The organism is Streptomyces sp. NPDC051051, assembly GCF_040682975.1.
Taxonomy (GTDB): Bacteria; Actinomycetota; Actinomycetes; order Streptomycetales; family Streptomycetaceae; genus Streptomyces.
In genome coordinates this window covers 48772-68095 of record NZ_JBFBCB010000007.1, presented here as the reverse complement: position 1 = coordinate 68095, position 19324 = coordinate 48772, and the positions used below count along the sequence as shown (strand labels likewise).

Below are 19324 nucleotides of genomic sequence, written 5' to 3'. Positions count from 1 at the left end.
GCGTGTCGAGTGGCGCGCCACATCCCCGTAAACCTCTTCCTTCCGGACGCCGGTCTCCGGTGGCCGGGAGAGGTCGCCCGTGTTTCCTGCCCGGGTGGCTGGCCTGCGGGGGTGCCGTTCTCCGAGCGAAAGAGAGACCCGCGTGTACGCCATCGTGCGCAGCGGTGGTCGCCAGCACAAGGTTGCTGTCGGCGACATCGTTGAGGTTGACAAGATTTCCACCGCCAAGGTTGGCGACACGGTCGAGCTCTCGACCCTGCTCGTTGTCGACGGCGACGCTGTGACCAGCGACCCGTGGGTGCTGGCCGGCATCAAGGTCCAGGCCGAGGTCGTGGACCACCACAAGGGCGTCAAGATCGACATCCTTCGCTACAAGAACAAGACCGGTTACCGCCGTCGTCAGGGCCACCGCCAGCAGTACACGGCGATCAAGGTCACTGAGATCCCCGCGGCTGCGAAGTAAGGGACTGAGGAGACATGGCACACAAGAAGGGCGCATCGTCCACCCGGAACGGTCGCGACTCCAATGCCCAGCGGCTCGGCGTGAAGCGCTTCGGCGGTCAGGTCGTCAACGCGGGTGAGATCCTGGTCCGCCAGCGCGGCACCCACTTCCACCCCGGCTCCGGCGTCGGCCGCGGCGGCGACGACACGCTGTTCGCGCTCCAGCCCGGTGCGGTGGAGTTCGGTACGTTCCGTGGCCGCAAGGTCGTGAACATCGTTCCGGTCGCCTGACCTCAGGCTTTCCGGGAACGCTTCGCGAGGCGGACCTCACTTCCCTTCCGGGAAGGCGGGTCCGCCTTTCGCTTGTTGGCACAGGTAACACCCGTACATCACGTACATCACTGGAGGCACCCACCATGACCACCTTCGTGGACCGCGTCGAGCTGCACGTCGCCGCGGGTAACGGAGGTCACGGCTGTGCCTCCGTCCACCGTGAGAAGTTCAAGCCGCTCGGCGGCCCGGACGGCGGCAACGGCGGCCGCGGCGGGGATGTCATCCTCACCGTGGACCAGTCGGTGACCACACTGCTCGAGTACCACCACTCCCCGCACCGCAAGGCCACCAACGGCAAGCCCGGCGAGGGCGGCAACCGCTCCGGCAAGGACGGACAGGACCTGGTCCTGCCCGTGCCGGACGGCACCGTCGTCCTGGACCGGGCGGGCAACGTCCTGGCCGACCTCGTCGGCCACGGCACCTCCTTCGTCGCCGCCCAGGGCGGCCGCGGCGGTCTCGGCAACGCGGCGCTGTCCTCGGCCCGCCGCAAGGCCCCCGGCTTCGCGCTGCTCGGCGAGCCCGGCGACCTGCACGACATCGTGCTGGAGCTGAAGACCGTCGCCGACGTGGCGCTGGTCGGCTACCCGAGCGCCGGCAAGTCGTCCCTGATCTCGGTGCTGAGCGCGGCCAAGCCGAAGATCGCCGACTACCCGTTCACCACGCTCGTGCCGAACCTCGGTGTCGTCACCGCGGGTTCGACCGTCTACACCATCGCCGACGTCCCCGGTCTCATCCCCGGCGCCAGCCAGGGCAAGGGCCTCGGCCTGGAGTTCCTGCGCCACGTCGAGCGGTGCAGCGTGCTCGTGCACGTCCTGGACACCGCGACCCTGGAGTCCGAGCGCGACCCGGTCTCCGACCTCGACATCATCGAGGAGGAGCTGCGCCAGTACGGCGGGCTCGGCAACCGCCCGCGCGTCGTCGTCCTGAACAAGATCGACGTACCGGACGGCAAGGACCTCGCGGAGATGGTGCGGCCGGACCTGGAGGCGCGCGGGTACCGCGTCTTCGAGGTGTCGGCGGTGGCGCACCTGGGGCTCAAGGAGCTGTCGTTCGCGCTGGCCGACATCGTCGGCAAGGCGCGCGCCGCGAAGCCCCAGGAGGAGGCCACGCGGATCGTGATCCGGCCCAAGGCCGTGGACGACGCCGGCTTCACCGTCACGCTGGAGGAGGACGGCCTCTTCCGGGTCCGCGGCGAGAAGCCCGAACGCTGGGTGCGCCAGACCGACTTCAGCAACGACGAGGCCGTCGGCTACCTCGCCGACCGTCTCAACCGGCTCGGCGTCGAGGACGAGTTGATGAAGGCGGGCGCCCGCTCCGGCGACGGCGTCGCCATCGGTCCCGAGGACAACGCGGTCGTCTTCGACTGGGAGCCGACCGTCACGGCCGGCGCCGAGATGCTCGGCCGCCGCGGCGAGGACCACCGCTTCGAGGCCCCGCGCCCGGCCGCCCAGCGCCGCCGCGACCGCCAGGCCGAACGCGACGAGGCGACCCAGGAGTTCGAGGGCTTCGAGCCCTTCTGAGCCACCGGCTCCACACGGCCCCGCCACGGCTCGCGCCGCGCCGGGGCCGTCTTCGGCTTCCCGGCCGTCGAGGCGCCGGGGCCTCGACGCGGCCGTGGATTCCTCATTCCCGCCGAGATCGGGATGCCGCCGGGATCGAGACGCCGCGGAATCCCGATAAGGAATTCCGCCGCCCGTCCTCCCCGAAGATCCTTATTTCCCACCGGTCCGCCACCGCGCGTTCATGCGTGGGAGAACACGTGCGGCCCCGCGCCGCGGCACGTGAGGATCTCCACGCCGGCCCGGGCGGCCGCGGCATCCGTGCGGGCGCGTCGAGCGCGGCCGGCGCACCGGAAGCCGTCGAGGGAACTCGTGAAAGCACTCGGCCGTCGCCGCCCGAAACGGCTGCAACTCCGGTGAGCCGCAATCCCGTCACTCTCGGCAATCCGATACCGTCTGTTCCGTTACTCACAGGATTTCACGAGAGGATGCGAGGAAGGTTCGCCCGAGTCAGGTCAATCACCCGCAGCCGTAAGGTGCACTCGCACCGCAAGGTGAATGGCGGGTGGCGCGCACATATGCACTGAACGGCGCTCACCTTGCATCGCGGTTACCGAAAGTGGGAGCATTTCCCCGTTCCCTGTCGCCCCAAGGTAGGTCACCCGTGTCCCAGCGCATAGCCAAGCCCCGTACCACCGCAGTGATCCTGGCCGGTGGCACCGGCCAGCGGGTGGGTCTGTCGATCCCGAAGCAGTTGCTGAAGATCGCCGGCAAGGCCGTCATCGAGCACACCCTGACCACCTTCGAGCACGCCGACTCCGTCGACGACGTCATCGTGCTGATGGCGCCGGGCTACGTGCCGGACGTCGAGAAGATCGTCGCCAAGGCCGGGTTCACCAAGGTCTCCCGCGTCATCGAGGGCGGCTCCACCCGCAACGAGACCACCGAGCGGGCCATCTCCGCCCTCGGCGAGGGCCTGGCCGAGGGCGAGGACCTCAACGTCCTCTTCCACGACGCCGTGCGCCCCCTGCTCTCGCAGCGCGTCATCGACGACTGCGTCGCCGCGCTGGAGCGCTACCAGGCCGTCGACGTGGCCATCCCGTCCGCCGACACCATCATCGTCACGCGCACCCACGGCGAGGACGGGGAGTTCATCACCGAGATCCCGGACCGCTCCCGGCTGCGCCGCGGCCAGACCCCGCAGGCCTTCAAGCTCTCCACCATCCGGCGGGCCTACGAGGTCGCGGCGGGCGACCCCAACTTCCAGGCCACCGACGACTGCACCGTCGTCCTGCGCTACCTGCCGGACGTGCCGATCCACGTCGTGGCGGGCGACGAGTACAACATGAAGGTGACGCAGCCCGTCGACGTCTTCATCGCCGACAAGCTGTTCCAGCTCGGCTCCACCGCCGCGCCCGAGCAGATGAGCGAGGAGGCCTACCGCGACCTGCTCACCGGCAAGACGCTCGTCGTCTTCGGCGGCTCGTACGGCATCGGCAAGGACATCGCCGAACTCGCCCGGTCCTACGGCGCCCACGTCTACGCCCTCGGCCGCTCCACCACCAACACCCACGTGGAGAACCCGGAGGAGGTCGACGACGCGCTGTCCAAGGCCTACGCGGAGACCGGGCGCATCGACTACGTCGTCAACACCGCGGGCGTGCTGCGCATCGGCAAGCTCGCCGAGACCGACAACGCGACCATCGAGGAAGCGCTGAAGGTGAACTACCTGGCCCCGGTCCAGATCGCCCGTTCCGCCTACAAGTACCTCTCCGAGACCAAGGGCCAGTTGCTGCTCTACACCTCCAGCAGCTACACCCGCGGCCGCGCCGAGTACAGCCTCTACTCCTCGACCAAGGCCGCCATGGTGAACCTCACCCAGGCCCTGTCCGACGAATGGGCGGCCGACGGCGTCCGCGTCAACTGCGTCAACCCGGAGCGTACGGCGACCCCCATGCGCACCAAGGCCTTCGGCCAGGAGCCGGCGGGCAGCCTGCTGTCCTCGGAGACCGTGGCCCGCACCTCCCTCGACGTGCTGCTGTCCGAGCTGACCGGACACGTGATCGACGTCCGCCAGCAGGACCCCACCGCCGACGCCTCCCGCGCCTCCGGCTTCGAGCAGGCCCTGGCCGGCGTGCTCGACCGACAGGACGGCGTGGCATAATCAACCGCCATCAGCCTTGAAATTCAGGCCTCTGTGGCTCCCTGTTTACGGGATATTCACAGAGGCCTGAATCCGTAAAACTCCGGAAACCTTCACAAAGTATTTTCCGGACTTTTCGGATTCACTGACCGGCCCCCTCCCAGAGCAGGTTTCTCCGTGATAACGACCGCCATTCGCGTCGCCCGGGTGGGCAGCGTGGCCGAGCTGGCCGCGGTGGCCCTCATGACGCTGGGCTTCCCCTGCCTCATGCTGGCCGCGCTCGTCCCGAACGTCCCCGCCTTCGCCGTCGCGGCAGCCGTGACCTACCTTGCGGACCTCTACCTCCACCGCAAGGGCAGCTACCTCATCAGCCTCCTCGGCAAGGTGAGAGCCGGCCTGTCGACCCGGTTCCTGGTCAGGGAACTGCTCCTGATCCTGCTCCTGGCCCGGCTCGACCTGTCGGAGGAGCCGGTCTTCTACGCGGCGATCGCCTGCTTCACGATCTTCTTCGGCCTCCAGGCCCCGCACGGCGCCCTCGTCACCCTGATCGGCAAGCGCCGTCAGATGCCGGTCGTGACCCGCAACGTCGACCTGGTCTCGCGCCTCACCGTCCCCGACGCCCCGCCGCGCCTCCTGCTGCGCGGGGCCGACGTGAAGATGCTCCACCTCGATCTCGCGGCCGTCGGGGGCCTGCTCGCGTACGCCGTCACCGACAGCGAGGCCGCCGGCTTCGCCGGAGCCGGCGTCACCCTGGTCCTCGGCACCCTGTACGTCCTCGCGCTGGCGCCGTACCTGCGCGCCAAGCGGATCCCGCCGAAGGCCGACAAGGTCCTCAAGACCGTCAGCGCCTGGCTGCGCGAGTACCGCCCGGAGACGGTGCTGTACTTCTCCGGCTCCGCCGACTCCGCCTACCAGCTCAACATGTGGCTGGAGACGATGGAGCAGTTGGAGTCCCGCCCGCTGATCATCCTGCGTGAGCGCGTCATCCTGGAGAAGATGGCACCCACCACGGTCCCGGTCGTCTGCGTGCCCGGGGGGGTGCACCTGATGAACATGGACCTCTCCATGGTGCGGGTCGCGTTGTACGCGGCGAACGTCGGCAAGAACATCCACCTGCTGCGCGTGCCCACCATGAAGCACGTCTTCATCGGCCACGGCGACAGCGACAAGCTCGCCAGCGTCAATCCCTTCAGCAAGGTGTACGACGAGGTGTGGACCGCCGGCCGCGCGGGCCGCGACCGCTACGCCATCGCCGACGTCGGCATCCGCGACGAGGACATCGTCGAGGTCGGCCGCCCGCAGCTCGCGCCCATCGAGCCCTGGCAGGGCGCGCCGGCGGACCGGATCCCGACCGTGCTGTACGCGCCCACCTGGGAGGGCTGGGACGACGACCCGGGCAACACCTCGATCCTGCTGGCCGGCGAGAACATCGTGAAGAAGCTGGTCGCGGCCGAACCCCCGGTCCGGGTCCTGTACAAGCCGCACCCTTTCACGGGCACCCGCAGCGCCAAGGCCCGCGCCGCGCACCACCGGATCACCGCCCTGGTCGAGAAGGCCGCCGCCGAGCGCGCCGCCGACCCCCGGTTCACCGCGGACCCGGCCGCCCAGGCGAAGGCCGGGGCCGAGCTGACCCGCCTCAAGGCCCGCCTCGACGAGCTCTCCCTCACCTTCGACGAGAAGGCCGACGAGGCGGTGACGAGCCGCGACGGCCTCGTCGACCTGCGCAAGCACCAGGAGGCCGCCCGGCTGCGCGCCGACTGGAACGACGCCTACTGGCGCTCCTTCCCGTCGTACGAGCACCGCGTCATCACCGGCGGCGAGCCGCGCCTGTACGACTGCTTCAACGCCTCCGAGGCGATGGTCTCGGACATCTCCAGCGTCGTCTCCGACTTCATCGCCAGCGGCAAGCCGTACGCCGTCACCGACTCGGCCGAGCTGGGAGCGGAGGAGTTCCGGCGGCAGAACACCGCGGTGCGCGCGGCCGTGATCCTCACCAACGACGCCGCCGGGGTGCAGCAGCTGCTGGACGCCGTCCGCGACCCGGCCGCCGACGTGCTGGCCGAGGACCGCAAGGAACTGAAGGAGTACCTGCTCGGCCCCGACGAGCCGACCTCCATCGAGCGGTTCGACACCGCGATCGCCGACCTCGCGCTGAAGTCCGAGGCCCGCAACGTCGGCCATGAGTCCCGCGTCGTCGCGGCGGCCGGAGAGGCGGAACTGGCGGAGGGCGGCGTGACCGCGGTCTGAGGCACCCCGCGTGTGAGGTCCGCGGTGCGAGGCGCCCGGTCCGAGGCACCTGTGTGACATCGGCTCGGCCCCCGGAGAGGGAATCTCCGGGGGCCGAGCCGTTTCCCTAGGCTGTGACGCGGCACACATCCAGGGCGCAGGTAACACGGGCAACCCCTTTCTGCAATCCCCCGTCTATCGGGTTGCCCGATCTTTGACCAGGGGGAAACCGTGCGTGGCGAGGGGGAGAAGTGACCGTGGCCGAGCCCGATGTCAGCGTGATCATCGGGGCGTACGAAGCGATGCCGTACCTGGTCGAATGCCTGGCATCGGTGGAGGCACAGTCCCTGGACCCGGCGCGCATCGAGGTGATCGCGGTCGACGACGGCTCCACGGACGGCAGCGGCGACTGCCTGGAGGAGTTCGCCGCCCGCGTGCCCATGGCGGTCACCGTGATCCACCAGGCGAACTCCGGCGGCCCCAGCGGTCCGCGCAACGTCGGCCTGGCCAAGGCCACCGGTCGGTACGTCTTCTTCCTCGACGCCGACGACCGGCTCGGGCCCGAGGCCCTGGAGCGCATGGTCGCCATGGCCGACCGCAACGGCACGGACGTGGTCCTCGGCCGGGTCGAGGGCGTCAACCGCAAGGCACCCCGGTCCATGTGGGGCAAGACCTTGGAACGGACCGACGTCTTCTCGTCCAACATCAAGTTCACGCTCAGCGCGCAGAAACTGTTCCGGCGCGCACTGCTGGAGCGGCACGGCATCCGCTTCGACGAGTCCCTGTGGACCGGCGAGGACGCGGTGTTCACCATGGAGGCCTACCTGCGGGCCGACGGCGTCTCCGTGGTCGCCGACCACACCTGCTACTACCTGGTGGGCCGCAGCGACGGCAAGCACGTGACCAAGAGCGGCAGCTACACCCTGCGCTTCGACTCGGCGCGCGCCCTGATGGAGCTGATCGCCCGGATGCTGCCGCCCGGCCCCAAGCGGGACGTGCTCATGGTCCGCCCGTTCCTGGTGACCGTCCTGCCGCAGTTCGGGCCGGTCTTCCTCAGGAACGACGAGGAGATCCGGCGCACCAAACTCGAACTGGCCAAGCCGCTGATGGACGCGTACTGGAACGAGGGCGTCTCCCACCGCCTCCGGGTCCACGAGCGGCTGCGCCTGCACCTGGTCGCCGAGGGGCGCCCCGACCTCCTCGCGGAGGTCATCGAGTTCATCAAGGACAAGCGCGAGCCCGACCCCGTCCTGGAGAAGCGCGGCACGCGGCTCTATCTCGCCTACCCGCACTTCCGGGACCGCGCGGCCGGCATCCCCGACCGCGTCTACCTCGCCGAGCCCCGGGAGGCCAGGGAGTTCCCGGGCTGGCGCCAGGGCCCGACCGAGTCCTTCCTGCGCAGGGCGACCCGCAAGGTGCGGCGCACGCTGCGCCGACTGAGGGCTCGGACGACGGCGGCGGCGTGACGAGGGCGGCGACGGCGGTGTGCGGGGGCGGGGAGGGCCCCGGGGCTACTTCGACGGCTTCAGCGCCCGCCGCAGCGGCCCTCCGACCGCCCGCCGGGCACGCCGGTAGATCGACGGAGTGACCATCGCGGCCTTGGCCGCGCCCCGTGCCCCCGCCCGGCTCTTCGCCAGCTCCCGCTTCAACTCGGCGTTGTGCGACTCCACCTGGGTGATCCGCTGCTGCAGCCACCCGAACCGGCTCGTCAGCGAGGCGGGGTCGGTGTCGTTCCAGGGCCGCACCCCGGCCGGGAAGGACAGCGACCGCAGCTTCTTGTCGAAGGCCGCGCCGCCGTCGCCGTGCGTGAAGGTGTTCTCCAGGCCGTTCTTGTCGAGGAAGCCCGTGAACCGCTCGAAGCGCTCCCGGTGGTTGCCGGTCAGCGGCCCGAAGTCGGCCTCCTCGTAGAGGGTGGCCGGGTCGAGGTCCGCGGGCACCTCGTTGAGGAGGCGGTGCGGGATCTCGAAGTAGCGGCACAGTTCCAGCGTGCGCGAGTCGAAGGCCAGCACCGTCGCGGGCGTGCCCGCCAGCAGCGCCGCGATGTTGCCGTGGATCCGCGAACCGAACGAGTAGTCGAAGTCGCGGAGGTCGTCCATCCACGTCACCGGGTCGACGTACACCCGGACCTTGTCCTCCCGGTACATCGGGTGGTCGGGGTGGGTCGGCATCTGCGTCACGCGGCCGGCCGGGGAGTCCACGTCACGCCAGTGGAGCTGCTTGGCGTCGGTGAGGTTCTGGCCTACGTACCGCAGGTTCGGGTAGTGCGCGTGGGTCCGCGTGATGATCCGGTGCAGACCTCCGCTGCGCACCGCGGTGTGCGAGCCGTTGACGGCTATTCGCGACTCCGGCGTGAGGGACTCGACCCGCTTCTCCACGGTCAGCCGGTCGCCGTGCAGGAACATCGACGGGCAGCCGATGACCTCCACGTCCCGGAACCCCATGTCGGTCAGGTACTTCTCGGTGAACTCGCCCCGTACGCCGATCGACGCGCTGCGCTCCAGCACCGCCGAGCAGAACGCCCGCACGGTCGGCTCCATGGCCTTCAGCCGCGCGGGGTCCTGGTCGAGGCCGGCCTGCGCGCCGACGCCCAGCACCACGACCGGGATCTTCAGCTTGCCGATGAGCCGGGTCAGTCGCTGGAGCGCCGGCTCGAACGTCGGCCGGAAGGCGTTGGCGAGAGGCACGACGAAGGCGTCGTACTCCTCGTTGATCCGCCCCGCCGCGGCCACCTCGGTCCGCATGCTGTTCGAGACGACCTCGGTGCCCGGCACGGTGAGGATCTTGTGGGCGGCATCGCTGAAGATCAGGTTGCCGGAGTTGGTGGCGATCACATCGCGGTGCAGTGCCTCCTCGACGGGGAGTACGTCGAAGGGGCTCTTCCCCGATCTCAGGAGTATGCGCTTCACAGGGCGAACTTTAGGTTACGCGAACTTCGAAGGAAATTTTGGATCTCTTCAAATTTCCTGTGGAACCCGCACAAGCTCTTTGCCCTACGCAAACGGTGAACGCCTGCGGGCACAGCGTGACCGTCCCGGCACGTGAAACCCCGGCGCGCCCTCCGCCCCCGTTCGCGTAGATTGCGTGACGGGGCAGCCGTGGACCTACACGAGGGGACGAAGAACAAGGTGTCAGGGGCAAGGCAGGCCGTGCGCGAGGCCCGCAGGATCGTCGTCAAGGTGGGCTCCTCGTCGCTGACCACCGCCTCCGGCGGCCTGGACGCCGACCGGGTGGACGCGCTCGTCGACGTCCTCGCCAAGATCCGCAGTGGGGGAGAGCGGGAGATCGTCCTGGTCTCCTCCGGCGCCATCGCCGCCGGACTCGCACCGCTGGGTCTGCGCCGCCGGCCGAAGGACCTCGCCCGGCAGCAGGCCGCGGCCAGCGTCGGCCAGGGCCTCCTCGTGGCCCGCTACACCGCCTCCTTCGCCCGCTACGGCGTCCGCGTCGGCCAGGTCCTGCTCACCTCCGACGACATGAGCCGCCGCGCCCACCACCGCAACGCCTCCCGCACCCTCGACAAGCTGCTGGCGATGGGCGCCTTCCCGATCGTCAACGAGAACGACACCGTCGCCACCGACGAGATCCGCTTCGGCGACAACGACCGGCTCGCCGCCCTCGTCGCCCACCTCGTCCACGCCGACCTCCTCGTGCTCCTCTCCGACATCGACGGCGTGTACGACGGCAACCCCAGCAAACCCGGCACCTCACGGATCGCCGAGGTGCGCGAACCCGCCGACCTGGCCGGCGTCGAGATCGGCAGCGCCGGCCGGGCGGGCGTCGGGACCGGCGGCATGGTCACCAAGGTCGAGGCCGCCCGGATCGCGGCCGCCGCGGGCATTCCCGTCGTCCTCACCAACGCCGTCCACGCGGCCGAGGCCCTCTCGGGCGGTGACACCGGCACCTACTTCCACGCCACCGGCAAGCGCTCCGCCGACCGGCTGCTGTGGCTCCAGCACGCGTCCGCCCCGCAGGGCTCGCTGACCCTGGACGACGGGGCCGTACGGGCGGTCGTCGAACGCCGTACCTCACTGCTGCCGGCCGGGATCGCCGCCGTCGAGGGCGACTTCAGCGCGGGCGATCCGGTCGAGCTGCGCGACGGCTCCGGGCACGCCGTGGCCCGCGGCCTCGTCAACTTCGACGCCAAGGAGATCCCCCAGCTGCTCGGCCGCTCCACCCGCGAACTGGCGCGCGAACTCGGCGCCGAGTACGAGCGGGAGGTCGTCCACCGGGACGACCTGGTGATCCTGCACCCCTGAGGCGCCCGCGCCCGCGGTCGAACGACCGCTCCCGGCGACGCTCGAACGGTCCGTACCGGTGGGGGACGTTCCGTGAAACGACCCCATGGAGCCGTGCGGCCTGCTCCACTTTGTTTCTGGGACATGTTCCGCACGAGCGCTGCGTAAAGGAGGCCGTCGTGAGACGAGTACGCCCTGGGGTGGCAGCGGCCCGTGGGAGTGCCGGCGGGGCGAGTCCGGCGGCCTCGCGCCCGGCGGCCGAGGAACGCGCCCTGACGAGCGTGGCGACCGGGGAGAACTACCGGGGGCGGCAGGAGGACGACGGCCCGGGGCAGACCCGCCCCGCGGACCTGCCCCGCCTGTGGCACGTCACCCTCAGCGTCTCCGGCGAGGAGGCCGACCTCAAGGAGGTGCGGCGCGCCCTGGAGCAGCTCGCCCACGACCACCCCTTCCTCCTGACCAGCCGCTACGCCGTCGACCACGCGGAGATCCGCTACTGGGAGGAGGCCCGCGACCTGCACGACGCGGCCGCGGTCGCCCTGCGCCTGTGGGGCGAGCACCGTCAGACTGCCGGACTCCCGCCATGGGAGATCGTCGGCCTGGAGGTCATCGACCGCCAGACCTACCACCAGCGCATCGCCGAGGGCTACGGCCCGGCCCCGGCGACCCCCGTCGGGGTCCACCCCTACTGACCTCGTCCGGCATCGGGCGGGAGCCCCGAGAGGCGTCCCGGCCGGCGTCTCCAGCGGCGTCCCGGCCGGCGTCTCGGTAGGCGTCTCGGGGTGTGGAACGAGCCGTGAGCGGGCCCGCGCCGCGCACTACCCTTTCCTTATGACCACGCTCTCGCCGTACGACGCCCTCTCCCCGGTGACCCAGGCCGCCTATCGCGCCAAGGCGGCCGCCGCCGACCTCGCGCCGCTGCCGCGGGCCGTCAAGGACGACGCGCTGCTCGCCATCGCGGACGCGCTCGAGGTCCGTACGAGCGAGATCGTCGAGGCCAACGCCAGGGACATCGCCAAGGCCCGCGAGGCCGGCACCAGCGAGGCGATCGTCGACCGGCTCACCCTCACCCCGGAGCGGGTGCGGGCCATCGCCTCCGACGTGCGCGACGTCGTCGCCCTGCCCGACCCCGTCGGCGAGGTCGTGCGCGGCTCCACCCTCCCGAACGGCATCGACCTGCGCCAGGTCCGCGTCCCGCTCGGCGTGGTCGGCATCATCTACGAGGCCCGGCCGAACGTCACCGTCGACGCCGCGGCCCTGTGCCTGAAGTCCGGCAACGCGGTCCTGCTGCGCGGCTCCGGCTCCGCCTACGAGTCGAACAGCGCTCTGGTGCGGGTGATCCGCGACGCCGTCGGCGGCGCCGGGCTGCCCGCCGACGCCGTCCAGCTCGTGCCGGGAGAGAGCCGGGAGAGCGTGCGCGAGCTGATGCGCGCCCGCGGCCTCGTCGACGTGCTGATCCCGCGCGGCGGCGCCTCGCTGATCCAGACGGTCGTGTCGGAGTCCACCGTTCCGGTGATCGAGACCGGCACCGGAAACTGCCACGTGTACGTCGACGCCCAGGCCGACCTCGACATGGCGGTCGACATCCTCATCAACTCCAAGGCCCACCGGGTCAGCGTCTGCAACGCCGCCGAGACCCTCCTGGTCCACCAGGACATCGCCGCCGAGTTCCTGCCCCGCGCCCTCGACGCCCTCGCGGACGCCGGGGTCACCGTCCACGCCGACGAGCGCGTCCTGGCCTACGCCAAGGACTCCCGGGCGACCGTCGTCGAGGCCACCCCGGAGGACTGGGAGACCGAGTACCTCTCCTACGACATCGCCGCCGCCGTCGTCGACTCGCTCGACAAGGCCGTCGAGCACATCCGGCTGTGGACCTCCGGCCACACCGAGGCCATCGTGACCACCTCCCAGCAGGCCGCACGCCGCTTCACCCAGTTGGTCGACTCCACCACGGTCGCCGTGAACGCCTCCACCCGCTTCACCGACGGCGGCCAGTTCGGCTTCGGCGCGGAGATCGGCATCTCCACCCAGAAGCTGCACGCCCGTGGCCCCATGGGCCTGCCGGAGCTGACCAGCACCAAGTACATCGTCACCGGCGACGGCCACGTACGGCGCTGACGGGAGGCGCACGGCGCCCGCCAGGGGCGTGAGAGGCGTCTCAGCAGACGGATGAATTTCCGTACCGTCTGCCCAAATTGACCCCCCAGGTCTACTCTGGATCCGTGCCGGAGGACGTGGGGGGCACGCCGTTCCCGGACGGCTGGAAGCCCGACGACGACCACGACCGCGGGGTGTCGGACGAAGAGTTCGCCTCCGTGGTCTTCGACGAGGCCTTCGTACGGGCGGCGCCGGTGCACGAGCCGACCGCCGTCGAACGCCTCCTGGCCGCCGCGCAGGCGAGAGCCGAGGCCTCGGAGGCCGAAGCCCGCCGCGCCCGCGGCGACCGCTACGACGACCTCTACGGGCCCGGAGTCTTCGGCCATGATCCGGACTACGACGATCCGGACGACCTCGAGGACCCCGACGACCCGGACACCTGGGGCCGCCGGCACGGCGCTTTCGGGCCGTACGGCAAGCAGGTCCGCTGGCATCGGCCGGTCGCCTGGATACTCGCCGTCGTCATGGGCGTGGGCATGGTCGCGCTGGCCTTCGCCGCGGTCTACCGGGGAGCCTCCTCCTCCGACAACCGCGACCACGCGCCGTCGCCCGCGTCGACCGGGCTCGAAACCGGTGCCGGGCCGGTTCCGTCCGCCTCCGCCGACCAGGTTCGGCCACCCGTCGCTGCCGTCCCGCGCACGCCCTGAGGGAGCGCCGCCGACCGGGTGAGAACCTGTCAGCACTTGTGGCGCAGCGCGGCGTTTACCGGAGCTCCCGGCGACCTACTCTGAAGGTATGGGCGGGCCCGGAGAGCCACCGGAGGGGGCACCCGAGGGAACTCCCGGTGGCGGTGAGGACGAGTACCGATCCGTCGTCTTCGACGAATCGTTCGTCCGTGCTGCCCGCCTCCAGGAGTACTCCGCCGAGGAACGCATCACCGACCACGCCCCCGCCGTACGTCGCCGCCCGCCCGTGCGGCGGACCGGTCTGCCCCGGCAGGCTCTCGCCCTGGTCCTGCTGATCGCTCTCGCCTTCGGCACCGCGATCTACATGGGCGTCCGGCACCCGTACCAGAACCCGACCGCCCGCCGCGCCGTCGAACCGCTGCGGACGACCGTCATCCCGCTCGCCCCGCAGGGCGTCGTGCCCGGCACCGCCGACCCCGCCCACCTGTTCGCGCACAGCCCCGCCGCCCGGTACCGCGTCGGCGCCGAGGGCATCCCGCTGCCGCCCTCCCGGCGCACCGCGCACTTCTCCGACAGCCAGGTCGTCACCGCCCTGAGCACCGCCAAGGACTACATCGTGCGCTCCTCGCTCTACCCGGAGGTGCTCACCGGGCAGCAGGTCAGGCCCGTACGCATGCTGCTCGACCCCGATCAGCTCGACCAGTTCGACGAGAGCTTCACCCACCCGGCGGCCGACGGACGGCATGCGCCCACCGGATGGCTCGTGCGGTTCGACCCCGCCCGAGCCGAACTCGCCGACCGCGGGATCCGCGTCCAGGGCACCCTCCAGGCCGCCGAGGCCGACGCCGCCACCCTCGAGGTCACCGCCGACCACACCTTCGTCTACGCCCTGCGCCCGGCCGGAGCCGACGCCGGGGCCCCCGCCTCGCTGTTCACCGTCCGCCGCGAACTCCAGTTCCGCTTCGACCGCGACGACCTGCGGCTGCGCCAGACCCAGCTGATCGTCTCCTACGTGCAGGCCGGCCCGCTGTCGTGCGGCGACGACTCCACGAACCACCTGCGGCCCCTGCTCGCCGGCCAGACCGCCGGGACGGGCGGCCCGGCCGGTACCGACCCCTACGCGACAGGCGGGGCGACGGCGCTCTGCGGATCGCTGGCGGCGAGCGCACAGCCGAGCGTGTGAGCGGCGGGGGCCGGAGAGGCGGGTCCGGGGAACGGAACGTGCCGGCGGGGCGTGAGCCGGCGCAGGCGTGCGCGGCGGGACCGGTGTGCCCCGCCGGGCGACCGGGTCCCGTCAGGCTTCGTCGCGCGGGGGCGTGTCCGTCGGACGGTCCCGCGGGGGCGCGGTGCCGGTGAAGCCGTCGAAGCCGCGGCGCACCCGGCCACCCAGGGTGCCCGCCCCACCCGCGATGTCGGTGACCAGCTTCATCAGCGGGTCCTTCGAGCTCTTCACGTGATCGGTGTAGTGCGACGCCGACTCGCGGAGGGAGTCGGTGACCGAGGTCTCCTTGTCCTCGGTGCGACGCGGGTAGTGACCGTCCAGGATCCGCTGGTGGTCGCGGGACTCGGCCCACTTCTTCAGCTCGGCCGCGCGCACGGTGGTGAAGGGGTGGGAGCGGGGCAGTACGTTGAGGATCTTCAGCACGGAGTCGCGCAGGTCACCTCCGGCCTCGTACTCCTCGGCCTGCTTGAGGAACGCGTCCACGTTCATCTCGTGCAGGTGGTTGCCGCCCGCGATCTTCATCAGGCCGCGCATCGAGGCCTTGAGGTCCTGTCCGACCAGCAGGCCGGCCCGGTCCGCGGACAGCTCCGACTTGCGGAACCACTCGCGCAGCGCGGTCACGATCGCCATGATCGCGAGGTTGCCCAGCGGGATCCAGGCGACCTTGAGGGCGAGGGTCGTCAGGAACAGCAGGATCGTGCGGTACACGGCGTGCCCGGACAGGGCGTGCCCCACCTCGTGACCGACGACGGCCCGCATCTCCTCCTCGTCGAGCAGCTCGACGAGGCCGGTGGTCACCACGATGATCGGTTCGTCCAGACCGATGCACATCGCGTTGGGCCGCGGGTCCTGGGTGACGTACATCGCCGGGACCTTCTCCAGGTCCAGGATGTAGCAGGCGTCCCGCAACATGTCGTTCAGGTGGCTGAACTGCTGGTCCGAGACGCGGACCGAGTCGGACAGGAACAGCAGACGCAGACTCCGCTCGGGCAGCAGCCCGCTGAGCGCCTTGAAGACCGTGTCGAAACCGCTCAGCTTGCGCAGCGCCACCAGGGCGGAGCGGTCGGCCGGGTGCTCGTACGCACGCGAGGAGATCCCGGGGAAACGCCTGCGCTGCCTGCTCGGCACGTTCTCGTGACCGTTGTGCTCGTGGCCGTCGTCGGACATCCATCCCCCAAGTGCGTGTGTATGGCCCTTGTACGTGTGGTCCTTTGCGGACCTTTGTGCAGCCCTTTGCGCCCCCGAAGCAGGGCCCGTCCCAGGCGGAGTTACGGTGGACGGGCACCACACCGAAGGAGTCCCGCGCCATGGAGCACACCCCCACCGCCGCCTGGATCGCGCAGGCCGCCGGCGCCGCGCAGCAGCAGGGTTCGGGGTACCTGCTCCGGGTCGTACTGATCGTGATGGTGCTGGGGTGCGTGCTGACAGCCTGGTTCCTGTTGCGGGGCTACAAGCGGAAAGACGACTGAGCCGTCGGGAAGGTTCCCCCTCACTTCCCACGCCGCGTCCGCCTCCTCCGGAACCGCCGCCGGAGTCGTCCACGGAGCCGCCGCCGGTGCCCGCGGGCAACCGGCCTCCCCAACGGCGGAGTCGGCGTGTGGCGTGCCGAGGCGCCCGCTTACGATGGGCCGACATCTTTATCCCGCCCTCCATCGGATAGGTCCTGCCGAAGATGAGCTTCCACAGCGCAGCCGCCCAGTTGGTCACTCTCGCCGCCGAGGGTGAGGAGCACGGTGGCAACCACGAGAGCCTGAGCCCCCTGGTCACCGGTGGTGCCGCCTTCCTGATCCTGGTGCTCCTGCTGTGGGTGACCACCCGCTTCAACCGCGACCGCTGAGACCACTGTGTTCATAGCGGGGCACTTCGGACATCGGTCGGACCGTGTCCTCGGGACGGGCCGGTAGGGTCTGCACGCATGGGAGAGCAGGACATGCCTACCGGTCCGTCGAACAGCCCGGCGAAGCCGGGCAAGCGCCGCCTCGGCGTCATGGGCGGGACCTTCGACCCGATCCACCACGGGCACCTCGTGGCGGCCAGTGAGGTCGCCGCGCAGTTCCACCTGGACGAGGTCGTGTTCGTCCCGACCGGCGAGCCGTGGCAGAAGAGCCACCGCAGGGTCTCCCTGGCCGAGGACCGCTATCTGATGACGGTCATCGCGACCGCCGAGAACCCGCAGTTCTCGGTCAGCCGCATCGACATCGACCGCGGCGGTCCCACCTACACCGTGGACACCCTGCGCGACCTGCGGTCCCTCAATCCCGACACGGACCTCTTCTTCATCACGGGTGCGGACGCCCTGGGCCAGATCCTGACCTGGCGGGACAGCGAGGAACTGTTCTCCCTCTCCCACTTCATCGGTGTCACCCGGCCCGGCCACAACCTGGCCGACCCCGGCCTCCCCGAGGGCGGCGTCTCCCTCGTCGAGGTCCCCGCACTGGCCATCTCCTCCACGGACTGCCGCGCGAGAGTCGCCAAGGGCGACCCCGTCTGGTATCTGGTGCCGGACGGAGTCGTGCGCTACATCGACAAGCGCGAGCTGTACCGCGGCGAGTGAGCCGAGAGGGGCACCGGTGAACGACCGAAACGACGCGGGCTACGGGGAGATCCCGTACGAACTCGTCGGCTATGACGAGTACGGCCAGCCGGTGTACCGGCAGGTCCCGCCGCAGCAGGCCTACGACCCGTACGGACAGCAGCAGGGTTACGGCCACGACCCGTACGCCCGGGGCGAGGGGCAGCAACCGGCCTACGACCCCTACGGCACCGGTCAGCAGCCGGCCACCCCCGCCTACGACCCGTACGACACCGGCCGGCAGGCTCCCGTGCCCGCCTACGACCCGTACGACACCGGCCGGCAGGCTCCCGTGCCCGCCTACGACCCGTACGACACCGGCCGGCAGGCTCCCGTCCGCGACCCCTACGGCACCGGCACGCGCACGCAGCAGGCAGCCGGGACCGCGGCCCCGTACGACCCTTACGGGCAGACGGCCACCAGCGGGCAGCAGCCGCGGGCCGCCGAGCAGACCGCCTACATCCCGCAGCAGGCCGGACCGGTGGAGGCCGAGGAGGAGTCGGACGCCTCCGCACGGCCCCAACGGGATTACCACACGGAGCAGTTCGCGTTCGTCGAAGATCCCGACGGGGACTCCGAGGACGTCATCGACTGGCTGAACTTCACCGAGAACCGCACCGAGCGCCGCGAGGAGGCCAAGCGCCGCGCCCGCAGCCGCCTGGTCGCCCTGGCCGTCGTCCTCGCGCTGACCGCGGTCGGCGGAGTGGGCTACCTCTGGTACGCCGGGAAGCTGCCCGGCCTGTCGTCGTCCGACGACTCCAAGGGCGGCACCACGGCCGCCCCCGCCGCCCAGAAGCGCGACGTGATCGTGGTCCACCTGCACGACACCGCCCAGGGCGGCACCTCCACGGTCCTGCTGGTCGACAACACCACCACCGAGCAGGGCACCACCGTCCTGCTGCCCAACTCCCTCGTCGTCACCACCGACGACGGCACCACGACGACCCTCGCGAAGTCCGTCGACGGCGACGGCTCCGCAGGGACGCGCGAGTCGCTGGACACCGTCCTCGGCACCGAGATCCAGGGCACCTGGCGGCTGGACACCCCCTACCTGCAGAACCTCGTCGACCTCGTCGGCAACATCGAGGTGGACACCGACACCGCCGTGCCGGACCCGGCCGCCAAGAAGGGCCAGGCCCCGCTCGTCAGCAAGGGCGAGGGCCAGACCCTCAGCGGCAAGACGGCCGTCGCCTACGCCACCTACCGTGCCGAGGGCGAGCCCCAGAACGCGCAGCTGGAGCGGTTCGGCCAGGTCATGCAGGCCGTGCTGCGCAAGGTGTCCTCCGACCCGCAGGGCGCCACCGTCACCGTGCAGACCCTGGCGCAGATCCTCGACCCCTCGCTCACCGACAAGGACCTCGGCGCCTTCCTCGCCAACCTCGCCGACCTCGCCAAGGGAGGCGACTACAAGACCGCCCTCCTGCCCGTGCAGGCCGACGGCACGCTCAGCGCCGAGGCCAGCGCCAGCGTGGTCAAGGACGTCCTCGGCGGCACCGCGAAGAGCCCCGACAAGGACGCGGCGGTCAGCGTCTCCGTGCAGAACGCCGGCGGAGCCGAGGCCACCACCGAGGACGCGCGCGTGGTCCTCCTCAACGGCGGCTTCACCTTCCTGGACGGCGGCACGGCCCCGGGCGGCACCGCGTCCACGTCCAAGGTGCTCTACGCGGACGCCGCCGACAAGGAGAACGCCACCGAGGTCGCCAAGACCCTGGGCCTGCCCGGCACCGTCGTCGCGAAGGGCACGGTCCCCGCGAACGCGGATGTCGTGGTCGTCCTCGGCAAGGACTACGAGCCCTCGTCGTCGTAGCCGGGGCGGAACCGGGGCCCGTCACGGAAGTGGCCCCCGGTCACGCCGGGCCCGGTGTATTCCCGT

17 protein-coding genes are annotated in these 19324 nt (G+C 70.8%); 15 read left to right on the top strand and 2 right to left on the bottom strand.

The genetic code is table 11. The features are described 5' to 3' along the window. Nucleotides 1-142 precede the first annotated feature (142 nt). From rplU to AB0N31_RS07835, 6 genes are all read left to right on the top strand, one after another. The gene (gene rplU, locus AB0N31_RS07860; protein ID WP_007381993.1) at nt 143-463 is read left to right on the top strand and encodes a 50S ribosomal protein L21; all 321 of its coding nucleotides are present in this window, start codon (nt 143-145) and stop codon (nt 461-463) included. Nucleotides 464-477: 14 nt separating this feature from the next. Then, nucleotides 478-732 carry a 50S ribosomal protein L27 gene (gene rpmA, locus AB0N31_RS07855; protein WP_040253648.1) on the top strand — a complete coding sequence of 85 codons (255 nt, stop codon included), beginning with the start codon at nt 478-480 and terminating at the stop codon, nt 730-732. Between the two features lie 125 nt (nt 733-857). Next, nucleotides 858-2294 (top strand): GTPase ObgE, encoded by a 1437-nt coding sequence (gene obgE, locus AB0N31_RS07850; protein WP_366057498.1) that lies wholly within the window; start codon nt 858-860, stop codon nt 2292-2294. A 643-nt stretch (nt 2295-2937) separates the two neighbouring features. Further along, on the top strand, nt 2938-4437 hold the full coding sequence (locus tag AB0N31_RS07845; protein ID WP_366057497.1) for a bifunctional cytidylyltransferase/SDR family oxidoreductase: 1500 nt from the start codon (nt 2938-2940) through the stop codon (nt 4435-4437). Nucleotides 4438-4593: 156 nt separating this feature from the next. Continuing rightward, nucleotides 4594-6663 (top strand): hypothetical protein, encoded by a 2070-nt coding sequence (locus tag AB0N31_RS07840; RefSeq protein WP_366057496.1) that lies wholly within the window; start codon nt 4594-4596, stop codon nt 6661-6663. Nucleotides 6664-6893: 230 nt separating this feature from the next. Beyond that, the gene (locus AB0N31_RS07835; RefSeq protein ID WP_366057495.1) at nt 6894-8108 is read left to right on the top strand and encodes a glycosyltransferase; all 1215 of its coding nucleotides are present in this window, start codon (nt 6894-6896) and stop codon (nt 8106-8108) included. A 45-nt stretch (nt 8109-8153) separates the two neighbouring features. Here AB0N31_RS07835 and AB0N31_RS07830 read toward each other — a convergent pair whose 3' ends face one another. Continuing rightward, the gene (locus AB0N31_RS07830; RefSeq protein WP_366057493.1) at nt 8154-9548 is read right to left on the bottom strand and encodes a polysaccharide pyruvyl transferase family protein; all 1395 of its coding nucleotides are present in this window, start codon (nt 9546-9548) and stop codon (nt 8154-8156) included. A gap of 240 nt (nt 9549-9788) precedes the next feature. Here AB0N31_RS07830 and proB point away from each other — a divergent pair, with 240 nt between their 5' ends. From proB to AB0N31_RS07805, 5 genes are all read left to right on the top strand, one after another. Next, on the top strand, nt 9789-10895 hold the full coding sequence (gene proB / locus AB0N31_RS07825; protein WP_366057613.1) for a glutamate 5-kinase: 1107 nt from the start codon (nt 9789-9791) through the stop codon (nt 10893-10895). 158 nt (nt 10896-11053) lie between these two features. Next, on the top strand, nt 11054-11566 hold the full coding sequence (locus AB0N31_RS07820) for a hypothetical protein (RefSeq protein ID WP_366057492.1): 513 nt from the start codon (nt 11054-11056) through the stop codon (nt 11564-11566). A gap of 139 nt (nt 11567-11705) precedes the next feature. Next, nucleotides 11706-12992: a glutamate-5-semialdehyde dehydrogenase gene (locus AB0N31_RS07815; RefSeq protein WP_366057491.1), complete on the top strand. Its 1287-nt coding sequence runs from the start codon at nt 11706-11708 to the stop codon at nt 12990-12992. Between the two features lie 77 nt (nt 12993-13069). Next, on the top strand, nt 13070-13678 hold the full coding sequence (locus AB0N31_RS07810) for a hypothetical protein (protein WP_366057490.1): 609 nt from the start codon (nt 13070-13072) through the stop codon (nt 13676-13678). An 88-nt stretch (nt 13679-13766) separates the two neighbouring features. Further along, nucleotides 13767-14840, top strand: a complete 1074-nt coding sequence (locus AB0N31_RS07805; protein ID WP_366057489.1) for a hypothetical protein — start codon at nt 13767-13769, stop codon at nt 14838-14840. A gap of 111 nt (nt 14841-14951) precedes the next feature. On the opposite strand, the gene AB0N31_RS07800 is transcribed toward AB0N31_RS07805, so the two are convergent. Then, entirely contained in the window at nt 14952-16046 is a 1095-nt protein-coding gene (locus tag AB0N31_RS07800) for a M48 family metallopeptidase (RefSeq protein ID WP_366057488.1), read from the bottom strand. 140 nt (nt 16047-16186) lie between these two features. On the opposite strand from AB0N31_RS07800, the gene AB0N31_RS07795 reads away from it, so the two are divergent. The 4 genes from AB0N31_RS07795 (at nt 16187) to AB0N31_RS07780 (ending at nt 19258) form a co-directional block, all read left to right on the top strand. Next, nucleotides 16187-16348 carry a hypothetical protein gene (locus tag AB0N31_RS07795; protein ID WP_366057487.1) on the top strand — a complete coding sequence of 54 codons (162 nt, stop codon included), beginning with the start codon at nt 16187-16189 and terminating at the stop codon, nt 16346-16348. Nucleotides 16349-16551: 203 nt separating this feature from the next. Beyond that, nucleotides 16552-16716, top strand: a complete 165-nt coding sequence (locus tag AB0N31_RS07790) for a hypothetical protein (RefSeq protein ID WP_366057486.1) — start codon at nt 16552-16554, stop codon at nt 16714-16716. Nucleotides 16717-16794: 78 nt separating this feature from the next. Then, a complete protein-coding gene (nadD, locus tag AB0N31_RS07785) occupies nt 16795-17433 on the top strand; it encodes a nicotinate-nucleotide adenylyltransferase (protein WP_366057485.1) in 639 nt (212 codons plus the stop codon). A 16-nt stretch (nt 17434-17449) separates the two neighbouring features. After that, nucleotides 17450-19258 carry a LytR C-terminal domain-containing protein gene (locus AB0N31_RS07780; protein WP_366057484.1) on the top strand — a complete coding sequence of 603 codons (1809 nt, stop codon included), beginning with the start codon at nt 17450-17452 and terminating at the stop codon, nt 19256-19258. Nucleotides 19259-19324 lie beyond the last annotated feature (66 nt).